The sequence below is a fragment of the Paenibacillus luteus genome (assembly GCF_006542765.1).
Lineage (GTDB): Bacteria > Bacillota > Bacilli > Paenibacillales > Paenibacillaceae > Pristimantibacillus > Pristimantibacillus luteus.
This window is the reverse complement of record NZ_SKCD01000041.1, coordinates 23,792-38,595: the sequence shown is the minus strand read 5'-3', so window position 1 is coordinate 38,595 and position 14,804 is coordinate 23,792. Positions and strand designations below refer to the sequence as shown.

The following is a 14,804-nucleotide window of genomic DNA, read 5'->3' as shown; positions in this document are numbered from 1 at the left end:
CCCACAAGCCCCACAAGCCCCACAAGCCCCACAAGCCCCACAAGCCCCACAAGCCCCACAAGCCCCACAAGCCCCACAAGCCCCACAAGCCCCACAAGCCCCACAAGCCCCACTACCCCTTCGAGATTAGAAGGACGTTATGAAGAACATGTATAACAAAAAGAACAGCAAGAACAGCAAGAACATTAAAAACAGCAAAAACACCAAGTACACCAAAAACACGAAAAACACGAAAAACACGAAAAACACGAAAAACACAAAACAAATCTGTATGGCTCTTAGTTTTATTCCTAAAAATGATAGCTTAACCATTCAAAGAAAACATCTGAAATATCCCAAATTATAATCTGTTGATGTTGTCTGATGTAAATTCGTTTATAAAATGGCATCGTATGATTTATATAAGTTCAACTAAAGTTTTTCATGTTGGTCGCTGCGCGAGTAGATCATTCTTTAGGGTCGCGGTTGTAACGAGATTCTTTGATTGGCTAATACATTTTAAGGTAAGAATCCGGCTACAAGGGCGAACACTTCGTTTCTCCAGAACGATCTTCTCGCTTCGAATATACTTTATTTTTTCGTTCAACTTATCTAAATCTCCAAAACCCAGCCATAAGCTGCCCATTTGAAGCCGCTGAGGTAGATTAGATCTATTTTTTAGACCTATTTCATCCATTTCGGCTATTTGAGCCAGATTAGATCTAAAAATTAGATCTATTTCTCCAAAATTCAGCCATAAGCTGCCCAGTTGAAGCCGCTGGGCTAGATTAGATCTATTTTTTAGACCTATTTCATCCAATTCGACTATTTGCACCAGATTAGATCTAAAAATTAGATCTATATCTCCAAAACCCAGCTACAAGTTGCCCGTTTGAAGCCGCTGAGGTAGATTTGTTTGAAGATGGGAGTATGATCCACGATTATTTATGGAGGAAATTTTCAATTATAAATGGACTATCATTGACCTACTGTGCGTCCTTATGGAATCCTGCTTTCAGAAACTCATTAAGTCTAAAATTATTAGTTGAACATATATAGATGGAATTTTTCCCTTTAATTTGTATAATTCGCGCGGAATCGATGAATAAGGGATGGATTAATGGTGTTATTTCCACTTAATTCAAGTTTGCATCGAAATGAACATTTTTAGCGGTATAAATTCCATCTAATTTATAAGATGTTAAGGCAATTGTGTAGTGACACAGTGCAATATGAGCTGGGTATTGTTTGGGTGATAATTATAAGCATGTTTTGTAAGAATGACTATAGAAAGCAACTAAGCTCGCTCGCGCTGCAGCTCGGTGGTTAAGAGGGGCACGACCTCGAACAGATCGCCAACGATGCCATAGTCGGCTACGCCAAATATCGGGGCGTCAGGATCTTTGTTAATGGCAACAATGACGCGCGATTGGCTCATGCCGGCCAGATGCTGGATGGCGCCGCTGATGCCGCAGGCGATGTACAGCTGCGGCGTCACAACCTTGCCGGTCTGCCCGATTTGCAGGGCGTAATCGCAGTAGCCCGCATCGCACGCGCCGCGCGAGGCGCCGACTGCGCCGCCAAGCGCGGCAGCCATCGCTTGCAGCGGCGCGAAGCCAGCCGCGCTGCGCACGCCTCGCCCGCCGGATACGACGACGTCGGCTTCGGCGAGATCAAGCTGGCCGCCGGCGCGGCGCACAAGGCTGCGCACGGCGGTGTACAGCTGCGGCACCGTGAACGGCAGAGCCGTAACGGTGCCGGTCAGCTCGGCGGCGTCCCTTGGCTCGGCCGCCGGCAGATTATTCGGGCGCACCGTGATGACCCACGGGTGGCCCGGTACAAAGCTGCGCCGCTCGAACGCCTTGCCGGCGTAGAGCGGGCGAATGAAGCCGACGTCGCCGCCATCGCTAGAGGCTTCGATGGCGGTGACGTCGGCGATGTGGCCGGCGCCATAGGCTGCGGCCACTCGGGGCGCGAGCTCGCGCCCCATAGCGGTGTGGCCGAGCAACAGCGCGTCCGGCTGCACCGCAGCCATGGCTGCGCCCAGGGCGGCGATGTACGCCTCGGGCGCGAAGGCGCGAAGGGCCGGATCGTCGGCGATATGCACGACGTCCGCGCCCCGCGCGATTAGCGCGGCGGCTTCTTCCGCCGCGCCTCCGTGGCAGGCAAGGACGGCATGCACAGCGCCATCCTTGCCTGCAAGCAGACGTGCGGCGCCGAGCGATTCCAGCGCTACGCGGCGCAGGGAGCCGTCCCGGCTTTCGGCGAATACGAGAATCGTTTTGGACATGGGATGCAGCTCCTCTCACCTATCTTTGGTGCGTAAACCCAGCTTTGATGCGTAAACCCAGCATTGATACGTATACCTAGATTTGGGGAAAACTAGTCTGTTACTCTTTTGTTTTATATCTACACGGCATAGCGCTCGACAAGCTGAACCGACTATGTGATCGTTTATTAAATATTAAGTTGATGTTCTTTCCGACTTCAGGAAGAATCATGAATACTTGACTTTATAGAAGCTTTGCTTCCCGGCATCTGACGAATTATGAACTCGTAGATTTATAGCAGCTTCGCTTCCTCTCTCAGCAAGGAGACGAGAGCCGTGGCTTGTTCCGCTGGAGCGCCCGGAAGCCGCTTGCCTGCTGCGCGGGGCGGAGGGGAAAGAAGCTCCGAGCGCGAGGTGCGTGGAGAAACGCTTTCAGGCGAGAGCGCACCGCTGCTGATCAGTTCCTCCAGCGTGACGGTGCGCAGCGGCTTGCGCTTGGCTTTCATAATGCCGGGCAGCGACGGATATCGCGGCTCGTTTAATCCCTGCTGTGCAGTAATAAGCGCAGGCAGCGGAATGGAGACGGTTTCCGTGTCGCCTTCAACATCGCGCTCAACGAGCGCATACCGTTCCGCGCTAAGCGTTGCAGCGGCGTTGTTTGTTCCTCCGTTATTCTGCGCGTTAGGAGACGCAGATGTAATGCCTGCTTCTCCGTCAGCCGCAGATGGAGATTTGCTGGTTCCATCTCCTGACGAAGCAGGTACCGCAGATGTAATGCTTGCATCTCCGTCAGCAACTGATGAAGATTTGCTTGTTCCATCCCCCAATGCTGCTGCCCCAGAAGTACGGCTTGTTCCTCCTCCAGCCGCCCCTTCACCATCCAAACCTTCCAGCTCCTCCGCGCGCAGAATCGTGACTTTCACCGCGGAGGAGGCGTGGGGAAGCTGGAGCCGCTCAGCGACCTGAAGCGCAACGCTGCCGGAGCCGCTGTCGACGGCAAACAATCCGGCCAGCAGCAAATCTGGCGCTAGAGGTTGGATGACAGCGGCAAGCGCCGCCGCAACGGATGAACCGTCATCCGGCACGTTGGCGCTATCCAGCCGAATTGCTTCATCGGCTCCGATCGCGAGCGCCGTGCGGAGCGCATCTTGGGTCCGCTCAGGACCACAGCTCACGGAGATCACCTCTCCGCCATGAAGCTCGCGCTGGCGGAGCGCCTCCTCCAGCGCATATTCGTCATAGGGATTAATGACAAATTTAGTGTCCCTTTCATCGATGCCGGCAGGCGTTACCGTTATTTTTTCCTCCGTGTCAAACGTTTGTTTGAGCAGAACGACTATTTTCAGCATAGGAGATCCCTCCCTTATTTCAGTATTTGCGGGCACTGTCCATCAGTGCTAAGATATGAGCATTTTCTGGTGAATAGACCGAAGGCAATCGACTTCCGGGCGGCATGTTCATGGCAAAAAGCTCATATACTTGGAGCACCGCGGCTATTTTTGTAAGCGCTTTAAAGCTTGTCCGGCTGCTCCGCGTTTTCATGCTTGATTCCATGATTCGGCCTATAAGGGGGCGAGGCATATGCATTCGTTGTTGGCAATCCAACCGATCGATAACTGGTGGCATTGGGGAAGGTGGATTTTTTTTGCAGCGGCCGTGTTCCTTGCGATTGGCCTATTTGTCCTTGTCGTGCACAGACGGGTCTTGTATATGCAGCTCGGTTCGCCTGCCCTATTCACCAGATTCAGGCGAAAGACGGGGAGCAAGTCAAGCTTCAGCGGCCAGGTGCTTGGCCATCGCCGGCTGCTGAATGACGTGAGAAGCGGAATTATGCATTTGGTTTATTTTTACGGCTTTATTGTGCTTCAGTTTGGCGCGGCGGACTTGATATGGAAAGGGCTGAATGACGGCATACCGCTTCCGTTGCCTTATTATCCTTGGTTTTCATTGTCGCAGGAGATCACCGTCACGCTTGTGTTCACGGCTGTGCTTTACGGAGCGTTTCGCCGCTACGGGGAGCGGCTGCCGCGGCTGAAGAGAGGGTGGAAGCCGTCTCTGGTCATGTGGTTCATCGGCTCGCTGATGTTGACGATCCTATTCACTCTATCGTTTGAAAGATTGGCGGGAACGGAGCTGCAAGGGAACGGGCTAGCTAAGGGGGCGCCTAGCGTCCATATCGTCGAAGCCGTTTATGCTCCAGTGAGTGCCTCTCTGGCAGCGCTGCTGGAAGGGGCAGGCATTCGGCCGGGAAGCGCCGCAGCGGATGCTGGGCAAGAAGTGTTTTGGTGGCTGCATTTGCTTGTACTGCTTAGCTTCCTTGTTTATGTGCCGCAGTCGAAGCATTTTCATCTGCTGACCGCTCCAGTGAATCTATGGTTTCGTCGGAGCACGCCGCCTGGCCGGCTTGTGCCGCTGGATCTGGAGGATGAGGAAGCAGAGTCATTCGGCGCAGGCAAGGTGGAGGATTTTACGCAAAAGCAGCTGCTCGATTTGTACGCATGCGTCGAATGCGGGCGCTGCACGAATGTTTGTCCGGCATCAAGCACTGGCAAGCTGCTGTCACCGATGCATCTCATCGTGAAGCTGCGCGATCATTTGACGGAGAAAGGCGCTGCCATTACGTCCAAGTCGCCTTGGCTCCCGGCCGGTCTGTGGCAATCGAAGGCAAACGGGGGTTATGCGCATGTGATGGGAGCGGTGCTCCCCGCTTGGGAATCGGAGGCGGAGGGCCGAACGAGCATCGAACCGACGATGACCGCGCAAGCAGGTGCTTGGAGCGTGCGGGAAGGCGTCAAGCCGGAGGAGGTGCAGCTGATCGGCGAGGTGATTACCGAGGAGGAGCTTTGGGCATGCACGAGCTGCCGCAACTGTGAGGAGCAGTGTCCGGTTGGCAATGAGCATGTCGACAAAATTATTGATATGCGGCGTTACCTTGTTTTGATGGAGGGAAAAATGCCGTCCGATGGACAGCGCGCCCTTCAGAACATCGAGCGGCAGAGCAATCCGTGGGGGTTGCCGCGGGCGGAACGGGCGGCCTGGATTTCCGATTGCGAGACCCGTACGGGAATTAGGGTTAAGACGATGCAGGAACTGAAGAAGTCGGGAGAGAAAGCGGATATTTTGCTATGGGCCGGCTCGATGGGAGCTTACGACATGCGCAGCCGCCGTGTGCTTTATGATGTCGTAAGGCTGCTGGATCAAGCGGGTGTCAGCTTCGCGACGCTTGGCCTAGAGGAGAAGAGCTCCGGCGATACGGCAAGGAGAATCGGTAATGAGCTGCTGTTCCAGGAGCTTTGCCGCGAGAATATCGGGACGCTCTCCAAATATGGCGTTACGCATATGGTCACCCCTTGCCCGCATACCTACAACACGTTCAAAAACGAATATCCTGATTTTGGCCTGAGCCCGGATATCGTGGTGGAGCATCATACCGAGCTGCTGGCGCGGCTGCTGGAGAATGGCTCTTTGCTTCCGGTGCATACGGTTGATGAACGCGTCACGGTACATGATTCCTGCTACCTTGGCCGCTATAACGACACCTATGAAGCTCCGCGCAATTTACTGCGCGCCATTCCCGGCGTGTCGATTGAGGAGATGGAACGCTCGCGCTCCAATGGGATGTGCTGTGGAGCTGGCGGAGGCCTGATGTGGATGGAAGAGCATTCCGGCACGCGCGTGAACCTGGCGAGGGTGGCCCAAGCGCTGGAGGTGAAGCCGTCGGTCATCAGCTCGGCGTGCCCGTATTGCCTGACGATGATGGAGGATGGATTGAAGGCGCTGTCCGAAGGTGAGAAAGTCATTGCGCGTGACGTGGCGGAGCTGCTTGCGGAGAGTGTGTTTGGGGAATAGGGAAGAGCCGCAAGGGTTTGTTAACAAAGCGATCATGGTTCTTAGCGGCATTCACGGCATGAAGTCTGGAGCTTTCACTGAAAAAAAGAAGGAGGCTGCCTATGGCGCTGCAAGCATCACCTAAACATGCAAGCTCCATTCGCCAAGCTGCCGTTATCGGCTCAGGCGTGATGGGAGCGGGCATCGCCGCCCATCTGGCGAATGCGGGCATGCGCGTAAGTCTGCTGGACGTCGTCCCGCAGACGTTGACGGAAGAAGAGGAGCGGCAGGGCCTTGCGCTCGCGGATGCCAAGGTTCGGAGCCGGTTGGCGAGCGCGGCCATCGCGAGGATGGGCAAGTCCCAGCCGGCGCAGCTGTATGATCCGTCGTGGTCATCGCGCATTACGCCGGGAAATTTGACGGATCATTTGGCCTTGCTTGGCGAGGCGGACTGGATTATTGAGGCGGTTGTCGAGCGGCTTGATGTCAAGCGGGAGGTGCTGAGTATGATTGAAGCTGCCCGCAAGCCAGGAGCGATTGTATCCACCAACACCTCGGGTTTATCGGCAGCGTCCATGGTGGGGGAGAGGAGCGAGGAATTTCGGCAGCATTTTGGCGTCACGCATTTTTTTAACCCGCCTAGGTATATGAAGCTTGTTGAAATCGTACCGACTGTGGATACGGCTCCAGCGGTTGTTAGCCTGCTTAAGGAGGTGTGCGAGAAGAGGCTTGGCAAAGGCGTGGTCATTGCGAAGGATACGCCAAACTTTATCGCCAACCGAATTGGTACTTACGACATGCTAGTGACCCTTCAGGATGCGCTGGCTTTCGGGCTGACAGTAGAGGAGACGGATGCCTTAACTGGGCCAGCCATGGGCAGGCCGAAAACGGCAACGCTGCGGATGCTGGATCTGGTGGGGCTGGATACGCTGCTGCATGTCGTGGACAACGTGCGGGAGAGAAGCGAGGATCCGCTGGAGCAGGCGGTTTTTGCGAGGCCGCAGCTGCTGGAGCAGCTGGTTGCATCCGGCCGCATCGGAGAAAAGTCCGGAGCAGGCTTTTACCGAAAGGTGAAGGGGAAGGGTAGCAGTGAAATTGAAGCCTTAAGGCTGGATACGCTCGAATATGGACCGAAGCGGTTGGTCAGCTCGCCGGTTATCGATGCTTCCAAAGCGGCGAAGGGAGCGGCGGCCAAGGTGAAAGCGCTGCTGCGAACCGATCCGCAGGATCGCTATGCGAGGTTCGCATGGTCAACGATCAAGAAAACGCTGCTTTACGCGGCCGCGCAGGTCGGTATTATAGCGGATTCGCTCTCTGATATTGATCGTGCGATGCGCTGGGGCTTCAACTGGGAGCTGGGGCCCTTCGAGCTATGGGATGCGATCGGGCTCCGGAAGTCGGTTCAGCAGATGCAGAAGGAGGGGGAGACGATCCCGGCTTGGGTGCTGGCGTGGCTTGGAGAAGGGCATGAGAGCTTTTATAAGGCGGAAGGCAGCGAACGCGTCTACGCATCTAGCGGCGCTTATAAGTCGGAGGAGCGAGAAGCGGATTCCCTGTCTTTAGCGGCGTTAAAAGCTTCGGGGAAAACGGTGCTGTCCACCTCGGGCGCCAGTTTGATTGATATCGGCGATGATGTCGTGCTGCTGGAGTTCCACTCCGCTAACAATGCCATTGGAGGCGACATCTTATCCGCCATCCAGCAAAGTGTGAGAGAGGTGTCGCAGAACTGGCGGGGACTTGTTCTTGCGAACGAAGGCAGGAATTTTTGCGTCGGCGCCAATTTGATGCTGCTGCTAATGGAAGCGCAAAGTGGAGAATGGGATGAAGTAGAGGAAATCATCCGTTTCTTCCAGAGCAGCATGCTGGCCCTGAAGCGGCTGGATCGGCCGGTTGTGGCAGCTCCGCACCGGATGACGCTGGGCGGCGGGGTAGAGGCGTGTCTGCCAGCGGATCAAATCATCTATTCGCCAGAGACCTATTTTGGGCTTGTGGAAACGGGAGTGGGCCTTATTCCTGCGGGCGGGGGCTGCAAGGAAGCGGCTGCGATGGCGGCTGAACGGGCTCTTATCGCAAGTGGCGGCAAAGCGGGCGGAGACCTGCAGCCGCATTTGAATGCGTTGTTTGAGACGATTGCGCTCGCCAAAACATCCTCCAGCGGCTACGAGGTAAGCCGGCTGGGCCTGATGCGGCCTCAGGACCGCGTCATCATGCGGCAGGAGGCGCGCTTTGGTGAGGCAAAGCGGGCGGTGCTGGAGCTGGACCGGGCCGGCTACTTGCCGCCGGCGGAGGGGCGCATTCGCGTTGCTGGCCGGGAGGGCAACGCGGTGCTGAAGGTCGCGGTGCAGGCGATGCGGCTGAGCGGCCATATTAGCGGGCATGACGCGCTCATCGCGGGCAAGCTCGCGTCGGTGCTTGCGGGCGGCGATATTCAGCCGGGCGCGGAGGTGAGTGAGCAGTATTTGCTCGATCTGGAATGCGATGCGTTCCTTAGCCTATGCGGCGAGCGCAAAACGCAGGATCGCATGAGCCATATGCTTGCAACCGGCAAACCGCTTCGCAATTAGCCGCAGTCTAAACTGTGGGGCCATCTGTGCTGCAAACAGCTGCGGAACAAGCCAGAGGGAAACGAAAAGGAGGAATTCGAAATGTCAGCTGCATCACCGTTTAAAGATCACGATCGCGATGCCGTTATCGTTGCTGCGGTGAGGACGGCGGTCGGCAAAGCATCTAAGGGAAGCTTAGCGGAGACACGGGCGGAGGATCTGGGGCGGGCGGTGCTGCAAGGCGCGCTCGACCGGATACCGGCTCTGTCGCCGGAGCTTGTGGAAGATGTCATTATTGGCTGCGCGATGCCCGAAGGCGAACAGGGGTTGAACATGGCTCGCACCATTTCGCTATATGCGGGCTTGCCGGCATCGACGCCGGCGGTTACGATTAACCGCTTTTGCGCCTCCGGGCTGCAGGCAATCGCTTATGCAGCCGAGCGGATCAGACTGGGCGATGCGGATGTGATTGCGGCAGGCGGGGTGGAGAGCATGAGCCACGTGCCGATGACCGGCTTTAAGCTGTCGCCGCATCCGGCAATCGTTGATGCGCAGCCGGAAGTCTATATGGGCATGGGGCATACGGCAGAGGAGGTGGCGCGGCGTTACGGCGTTACGCGCGAGGCGCAGGATGCCTTCGCCGCAGCAAGTCACCGGAAGGCGGCCGCTGCTATTGAAGTCGGTCGTTTCCAAACGGAAATCGTGCCGATTACGACAAGCCGTTCGGGGGTAAACGATGCGGGCCGCCCATGGTCCAAAGTATTTACGTTTGAGGCCGATGAGGGCGTGCGGCCGGAGACGACAACGCAAAGGTTGGCTGCTCTCAAGCCATCGTTCGCGCGCGAAGGGACGGTTACGGCCGGCAATACCTCTCAAATGAGTGATGGCGCTGCCGCGGTCATCGTGATGAGCCGGACCCGAGCCGCGGAGCTGGGTTTGCAGCCGCTCGCTGTGTTCCGCAGCTATAGCGTTGCAGGCGTTGCACCGGAGGTGATGGGCATTGGGCCGATTGAAGCTGTCCCGAAGGCGCTGGGCAAAGCAGGCATTACGCTGGAGCAGGTGGATCTCTTTGAACTGAATGAAGCGTTCGCTGCCCAATGCGTGCCGATCATCAGGGAGCTTGGCATTGATCCGGAGCGGGTGAACGTGAACGGAGGGGCTATTGCGCTGGGACATCCGCTTGGCTGTACGGGAACAAAGTTGACCGTCTCGCTTATTCATGAGCTAGGCCGCAGAGGCGGCGGTATTGGCGTCGTCACGATGTGTGTAGGCGGCGGGATGGGTGCGGCAGGCGTCATTGAAGTGTATGGCAGTTGATCCTCGCGGGCTATTGGTTGTCAGGGGCATGAATGGTTTAAGCCGCTAAAAATTAACGGGCCTAATAATTGAAGGATGGAAGGAGTGCTGCGGCATGACGGAAACGATACGGTTTGGCGGTCGGTTTGTTGTGGAGGACAGCGTGCCGGAATCAGTCGTGACACCCGAGGATTTTACGGAGGAGCAGCGCATGATGGGGGAAGCGGCGCAGCAGTTTCTGGAGACGGAAATTACGCCGCGTGATGCGGAGCTTGAGGCGCTCGATTATGATCTGACCACCGAGCTGATGCGCAAGGCTGGCGAGCTTGGGCTGCTGGGCGCAGACGTGCCGGAGATCTACGGCGGCTTAGGGCTTGATAAGGTGAGCACGACGCTGCTTGCAGAAACGTTAGCGAGAGCCTCTTCGTTTGCGCTTTCGGTAGGTGCCCATACCGGCATTGGAACACTGCCGATCGTATTTTTTGGCACGCCAGCCCAAAAGAAAACCTACCTCCCGGCGCTCGCCACCGGAGAACGAATTGCCGCATATTGCCTGACAGAGCCAGCCTCCGGCTCGGATGCCCTAGGTGCGAAAACGACGGCAAGACTTTCGCCAGACGGCAAGTTTTACGTGTTAAACGGGTCTAAGCTCTATATTACGAATGCGGGTTTTGCTGATCTGTTTATCGTATATGCAAAGGTGGATGGCGAGTATTTTACCGCATTTATCGTGGAGAAAGGCATGGCGGGGTTCAGTATTGGGCCAGAGGAGCATAAGATGGGCATCAAGGGTTCTTCGACGCGCCCTTTGTTTTTTGAAGATGTGCCGGTACCCGTCGAACATGTGCTGGGGGAGGTTGGCAAAGGGCATCATATCGCCTTCAATATTTTGAATATTGGACGCTTTAAGCTTGGGGCAGCTTGCCTTGGCTCATCCAAGGAGACGATTGAGCTGGCGTCTGCCTATGCCAATACGCGCAAGCAGTTCGGCAAGGCGATTTCTTCCTATCCGCTCATCGGCGCCAAGCTGGCAGACATGAATATCCGCACCTTTGTGCTCGAAAGCATGGTGTACCGGACGGCTGGCTGGATCGACGCCATGCTGCGAACCGCGGAGGATTCTGATGGAACGCCAGACGATGGAATGAAGGTAGCGAAAGCGATTGGAGAATATGCCATCGAATGCTCGATCGTCAAAGTATTTGCATCCGAAGCACTCGACTTTGTTGCGGACGAAGGGGTGCAGATCCATGGTGGATATGGCTATATCCGTGATTATAAGGTGGAGAGAATCTACCGGGATTCGCGGATTAATCGGATTTTTGAAGGGACGAACGAAATTAATCGGATGCTTATACCGGGCACGCTGATGAAAAAAGCTTTAAAAGGAGAGCTGCCGCTGCTCCGCAAGATTCGCTCGCTGCAAGCCGAGCTGATCCAGCCCATGCCGCTTCCTTCGTTCGAGAAGCCGCTTAGCAAGGAAGTCTATCGGGTCGCTCAAGCAAAGAAAACGTTTCTTGCCGTCGGCGGGCTTGCTGTACAGAAGCTGGGGCTGCGCCTGGAGCAGGAGCAGGAAGTGCTGTGCTCGCTTGCCGATCTCATGATTGAAATCTTTGCTATGGAAAGCGCTCTGCTGCGCTCGCAAAAAATCTTGAAGGCGAGCGGTGGCGAGGGAACGGAGAAAACAGGTAATGTGGTGGCGATGACGACAGTGTACGTGCAGGAAGCGATGGAGAGAGTCGAGTCGCTCGCGAAGCTTGCGCTTACCGCCCTCGAACAGGGAGACGGTCTCCAGATGCAGCTTTCTATTCTAAAAAAACTGATGCGCGCGCCGCTTTCGGATACGGTCGCTTTGAAGCGAAGCATTGCCGCTCGTGTGATTCGCAGTGAGCACTATGTCTTGTGAAGGGGGAGAGCAAGGATGGAATCGCTCGGACCGCAAGACCCGCTTATGCCTGAAGAGTCGTCAGCCGAAGCCGAACAGCTCGCGCGCCCATGGCTTCGCGATTACCCGGAGGAAGTTTCTCCTTCGCAGAGCTATCCCGATCAGAGCATCGTCCAATTTTTAATTAATTCCGTTAAAAATCATCCTAATCATACGGCCGTTCATTTCATGGGCAAAACGGTATCTTATCGCGTACTATATGACGATGCTGTCCGGCTCGCGTTTGGCTTGCAGTCTCTTGGCATTGCCAAAGGAGACCGGGTAGCGATCATGCTTCCGAACTGCCCACAGGCCATTATTGCTTATTATGGGGTGCTGCTTGCCGGAGGGGTGGTCGTTCAGACTAATCCGCTTTACGTGGAACGGGAGCTGGAGCATCAACTCGCGGATAGCGGTGCTGTTGCCATTATTACGGTTGATTTGCTGTATGCCCGCTTGTCGCGGGTACGCGGCAAGGTGCCAGAGACCGGACCGCTGCCAAAGCTTCGCCATGCTGTTATCACGTCGATGAAGGACGGGCTGCCTTTTCCAAAAAGCTTGCTGTACCCGCTAAAGCAGCGTAAGGATGGGTTTCGGGATGATATCCCTTATGGGAGCTTTGGAGTTGTGGCTTACAAGAAGCTGCTGTCAGCGAGGCAGGTGTCGGCGGATCTTCCCGATCCTGCCAAGGGAGCTGAGCTTGCCGCGCTGCAGTATACGGGCGGCACAACAGGTACGCCTAAGGGCGTGATGCTGACACATCGCAACTTAGTTGCCAATACGATGCAAATTTCAGCCTGGTGCTACAAAGCGGAGGATGGCAAGGAACGTTTCCTTGCAGCATTGCCCCTGTTTCATGTATTTGGGTTAACGGTATTAATGAATATGTCGGTGCTGCGTGCAGGCACGCTGATCCTTCTTCCCCGTTTTGACGCGGAGGCGGTGCTGCAGACCATTCATCAGCAGAAGCCCACGATTTTCCCGGGAGCGCCGACGATGTATGTTGCCCTTCTTCATCATAAGGAAGCTGCTAAAACGGATCTATCCTCCATTAACGTATGTATCAGCGGTTCTGCCGCTTTGCCGCTTGAGGTGCAGGAGAAATTCGAAGCGCTGACGGGAGGCAGGCTTATTGAAGGCTATGGCCTTTCAGAGGCTTCCCCCGTGACACATGCCAATCCGATATGGGGAAAACGCAAAATAGGTACAATTGGCATCCCCCTGCAGGATACAGATGCTATTGTTATTAATCCAGAAACCGGTGAAAGACTAGCAGCAGGAGAGCTTGGTGAGCTTATCGTTCGTGGACCTCAAGTCATGCAGGGCTATTGGAATAAACCAGCTGAAACCTTGCAGGTGCTGCGCGATGGATGGCTGTATACAGGCGATCTCGCTACGATGGATGAAGACGGTTTTTTTACGATTATGGATCGGATCAAGGATGTCATCATTGCAGGCGGCTTTAATATTTACCCGCGCGAGGTAGAGGAGGTGCTGTTTGAGCATCCAGCGGTGCGGGAGGCTTCTGTTATTGGCGTAAAGGATGAATACCGTGGCGAGACGGTAAAAGCATTTATCGTATTCAAGGAGGGTTGGCAAGTATCGTCGAGTCAGCTAGATCGTTGGTGCAGGGAACGGCTGGCAGCTTATAAGGTACCACACCACTACGCCTTTAGGGAAGCGCTTCCAAAAACGATGGTCGGTAAGGTGCTGCGCCGGAAGCTGCAAGAGGAGGAAGCAGCCGAACAAAATTAGCTGGGCATGGGATGGAAGGGGGTGTGAGCGGCGTGGATGAGGATTGGTTTGTTCAGGAGGCGGATCAGGCCGGTCATTTGACGAGACTCGCTGAGCGTGCCCAAGCAACCTTTTGGGGAGTGCTCGGCTGTGAGGTGGTCCAGGCAAATGCCAGTAAAGCGACCATTTGCCTGGACGCCTCGGATCGTCATATGAACCTGCTTGGCATTGTTCACGGGGGAGTGCTCATGTCGCTGCTCGATAATGCGATGGGGCTCGTCGTCATGCTTGCAGCGCCGGAGGAGAGATCCGTAACGGCAAATTTAAATACGCAGTTCCTCTCCAGCAGCAAGGGTGGCGTAATCATATGCGAAGCTGAGTTGGTGCATCGTACTGCTCGTACGCTTACGCTGCAAGCCCAAATAAGGGATGATAGCGGCAAGCTGCTGGGATTGGGCAGCGGTGCTTATCGTATTATTTAAGGTGACGCTGTGGCCATTTGCTTGGCCGTAGTGGATTGGGTATAATTATAACTAATAAATGGAAGTTATTTGGATGGTCCATTGGCTAATATTTGAGCTTGTAAAGCCGATAAATATAGTAGGAGAAAGGAGGCGAGAACATGGTGCAGGGATGGGCAACGATAATCGTTTTGGGCTTTGGCATTGGCGTAGCCGTCATTGGAGTTATTGCTTATTTAAGAATGTTTCGTAAAGACAGGCTCTCTTCGACGTCGCATCAAGCAGCCGACGTCTCGCCTCCAAACGGCGTCGTTACAGCTAAAACAATGGATAGCGGGCATAATAATGAAGCGAAAACCGAACAAGCTGCTCCGCAAGATTAAGAATTGTTCACTTTCATATTCGAAATCAAGATGTTATAATAGTAAGAAAAATGCAAACATTGCGACTTATTGGCCATGGAGTTACCTGCACCGAATGGGGGTTCTTGCGGAGTAATTGCCGCATGCGGTCTCGTATAATGCTGTTTAGGACGACCATCCAACGTAAAGGGGAGGAGATTTCATGGCGAAGCATAGCCAGAATGAAGTCAAGGAAAGCCTGAAGGAACTCACGAGAATTTTTCAACCCAAGGACCCACGGAAGTTTGTTAAAGAGTATATTCGCAAGTATCGGATTACCGGTGGCTACGAGGATGAATTAACGACATTGGTGGAAAATGAACTAGGCAGGATCAACTCTTCGGTCAGTTAGTCTCATCATGTAAAATA

12 protein-coding genes are annotated in these 14,804 nt (G+C 54.9%); 9 read left to right on the top strand and 3 right to left on the bottom strand.

What is annotated here, in order from left to right; genetic code table 11:
- Positions 1-1,276: 1,276 nt before the first annotated feature.
- The 3 genes from E0496_RS25765 to E0496_RS36270 all read right to left on the bottom strand — a co-directional run bounded on the left by E0496_RS25765 (position 1,277) and on the right by E0496_RS36270 (position 3,802).
- Positions 1,277-2,269, bottom strand: coding sequence for an electron transfer flavoprotein subunit alpha/FixB family protein (locus tag E0496_RS25765; RefSeq protein WP_141504616.1), 993 nt, complete (start codon positions 2,267-2,269; stop codon positions 1,277-1,279).
- Between the two features lie 272 nt (positions 2,270-2,541).
- The gene (locus E0496_RS36990) at positions 2,542-3,597 is read right to left on the bottom strand and encodes an electron transfer flavoprotein subunit beta/FixA family protein (RefSeq protein WP_277755888.1); all 1,056 of its coding nucleotides are present in this window, start codon (positions 3,595-3,597) and stop codon (positions 2,542-2,544) included.
- Positions 3,598-3,616: 19 nt separating this feature from the next.
- On the bottom strand, positions 3,617-3,802 hold the full coding sequence (locus E0496_RS36270; protein ID WP_206669864.1) for a hypothetical protein: 186 nt from the start codon (positions 3,800-3,802) through the stop codon (positions 3,617-3,619).
- A gap of 27 nt (positions 3,803-3,829) precedes the next feature.
- Here E0496_RS36270 and E0496_RS25755 point away from each other — a divergent pair, with 27 nt between their 5' ends.
- The 9 genes from E0496_RS25755 to E0496_RS25720 all read left to right on the top strand — a co-directional run bounded on the left by E0496_RS25755 (position 3,830) and on the right by E0496_RS25720 (position 14,787).
- Positions 3,830-6,097, top strand: a complete 2,268-nt coding sequence (locus E0496_RS25755; RefSeq protein WP_141504615.1) for a (Fe-S)-binding protein — start codon at positions 3,830-3,832, stop codon at positions 6,095-6,097.
- A complete protein-coding gene (locus tag E0496_RS36985) occupies positions 6,087-6,221 on the top strand; it encodes a hypothetical protein (RefSeq protein WP_277755887.1) in 135 nt (44 codons plus the stop codon). The genes E0496_RS25755 and E0496_RS36985 overlap by 11 nt, the downstream gene beginning before the upstream one ends.
- The gene (locus tag E0496_RS25750; RefSeq protein WP_141504614.1) at positions 6,199-8,640 is read left to right on the top strand and encodes a 3-hydroxyacyl-CoA dehydrogenase/enoyl-CoA hydratase family protein; all 2,442 of its coding nucleotides are present in this window, start codon (positions 6,199-6,201) and stop codon (positions 8,638-8,640) included. The genes E0496_RS36985 and E0496_RS25750 overlap by 23 nt, the downstream gene beginning before the upstream one ends.
- An 81-nt stretch (positions 8,641-8,721) precedes the next feature.
- A complete protein-coding gene (locus E0496_RS25745; RefSeq protein WP_141504613.1) occupies positions 8,722-9,936 on the top strand; it encodes an acetyl-CoA C-acyltransferase in 1,215 nt (404 codons plus the stop codon).
- A gap of 94 nt (positions 9,937-10,030) precedes the next feature.
- On the top strand, positions 10,031-11,821 hold the full coding sequence (locus E0496_RS25740; RefSeq protein WP_141504612.1) for an acyl-CoA dehydrogenase family protein: 1,791 nt from the start codon (positions 10,031-10,033) through the stop codon (positions 11,819-11,821).
- Between the two features lie 45 nt (positions 11,822-11,866).
- On the top strand, positions 11,867-13,594 hold the full coding sequence (locus E0496_RS25735; protein WP_141504618.1) for a long-chain-fatty-acid--CoA ligase: 1,728 nt from the start codon (positions 11,867-11,869) through the stop codon (positions 13,592-13,594).
- A gap of 11 nt (positions 13,595-13,605) precedes the next feature.
- A complete protein-coding gene (locus tag E0496_RS25730) occupies positions 13,606-14,055 on the top strand; it encodes a PaaI family thioesterase (protein WP_141504611.1) in 450 nt (149 codons plus the stop codon).
- A gap of 140 nt (positions 14,056-14,195) precedes the next feature.
- Positions 14,196-14,417, top strand: coding sequence for a hypothetical protein (locus tag E0496_RS25725; protein ID WP_141504610.1), 222 nt, complete (start codon positions 14,196-14,198; stop codon positions 14,415-14,417).
- A gap of 181 nt (positions 14,418-14,598) precedes the next feature.
- Positions 14,599-14,787 carry a hypothetical protein gene (locus E0496_RS25720; RefSeq protein WP_054026245.1) on the top strand — a complete coding sequence of 63 codons (189 nt, stop codon included), beginning with the start codon at positions 14,599-14,601 and terminating at the stop codon, positions 14,785-14,787.
- The last annotated feature ends 17 nt before the right edge of the window (positions 14,788-14,804 follow it).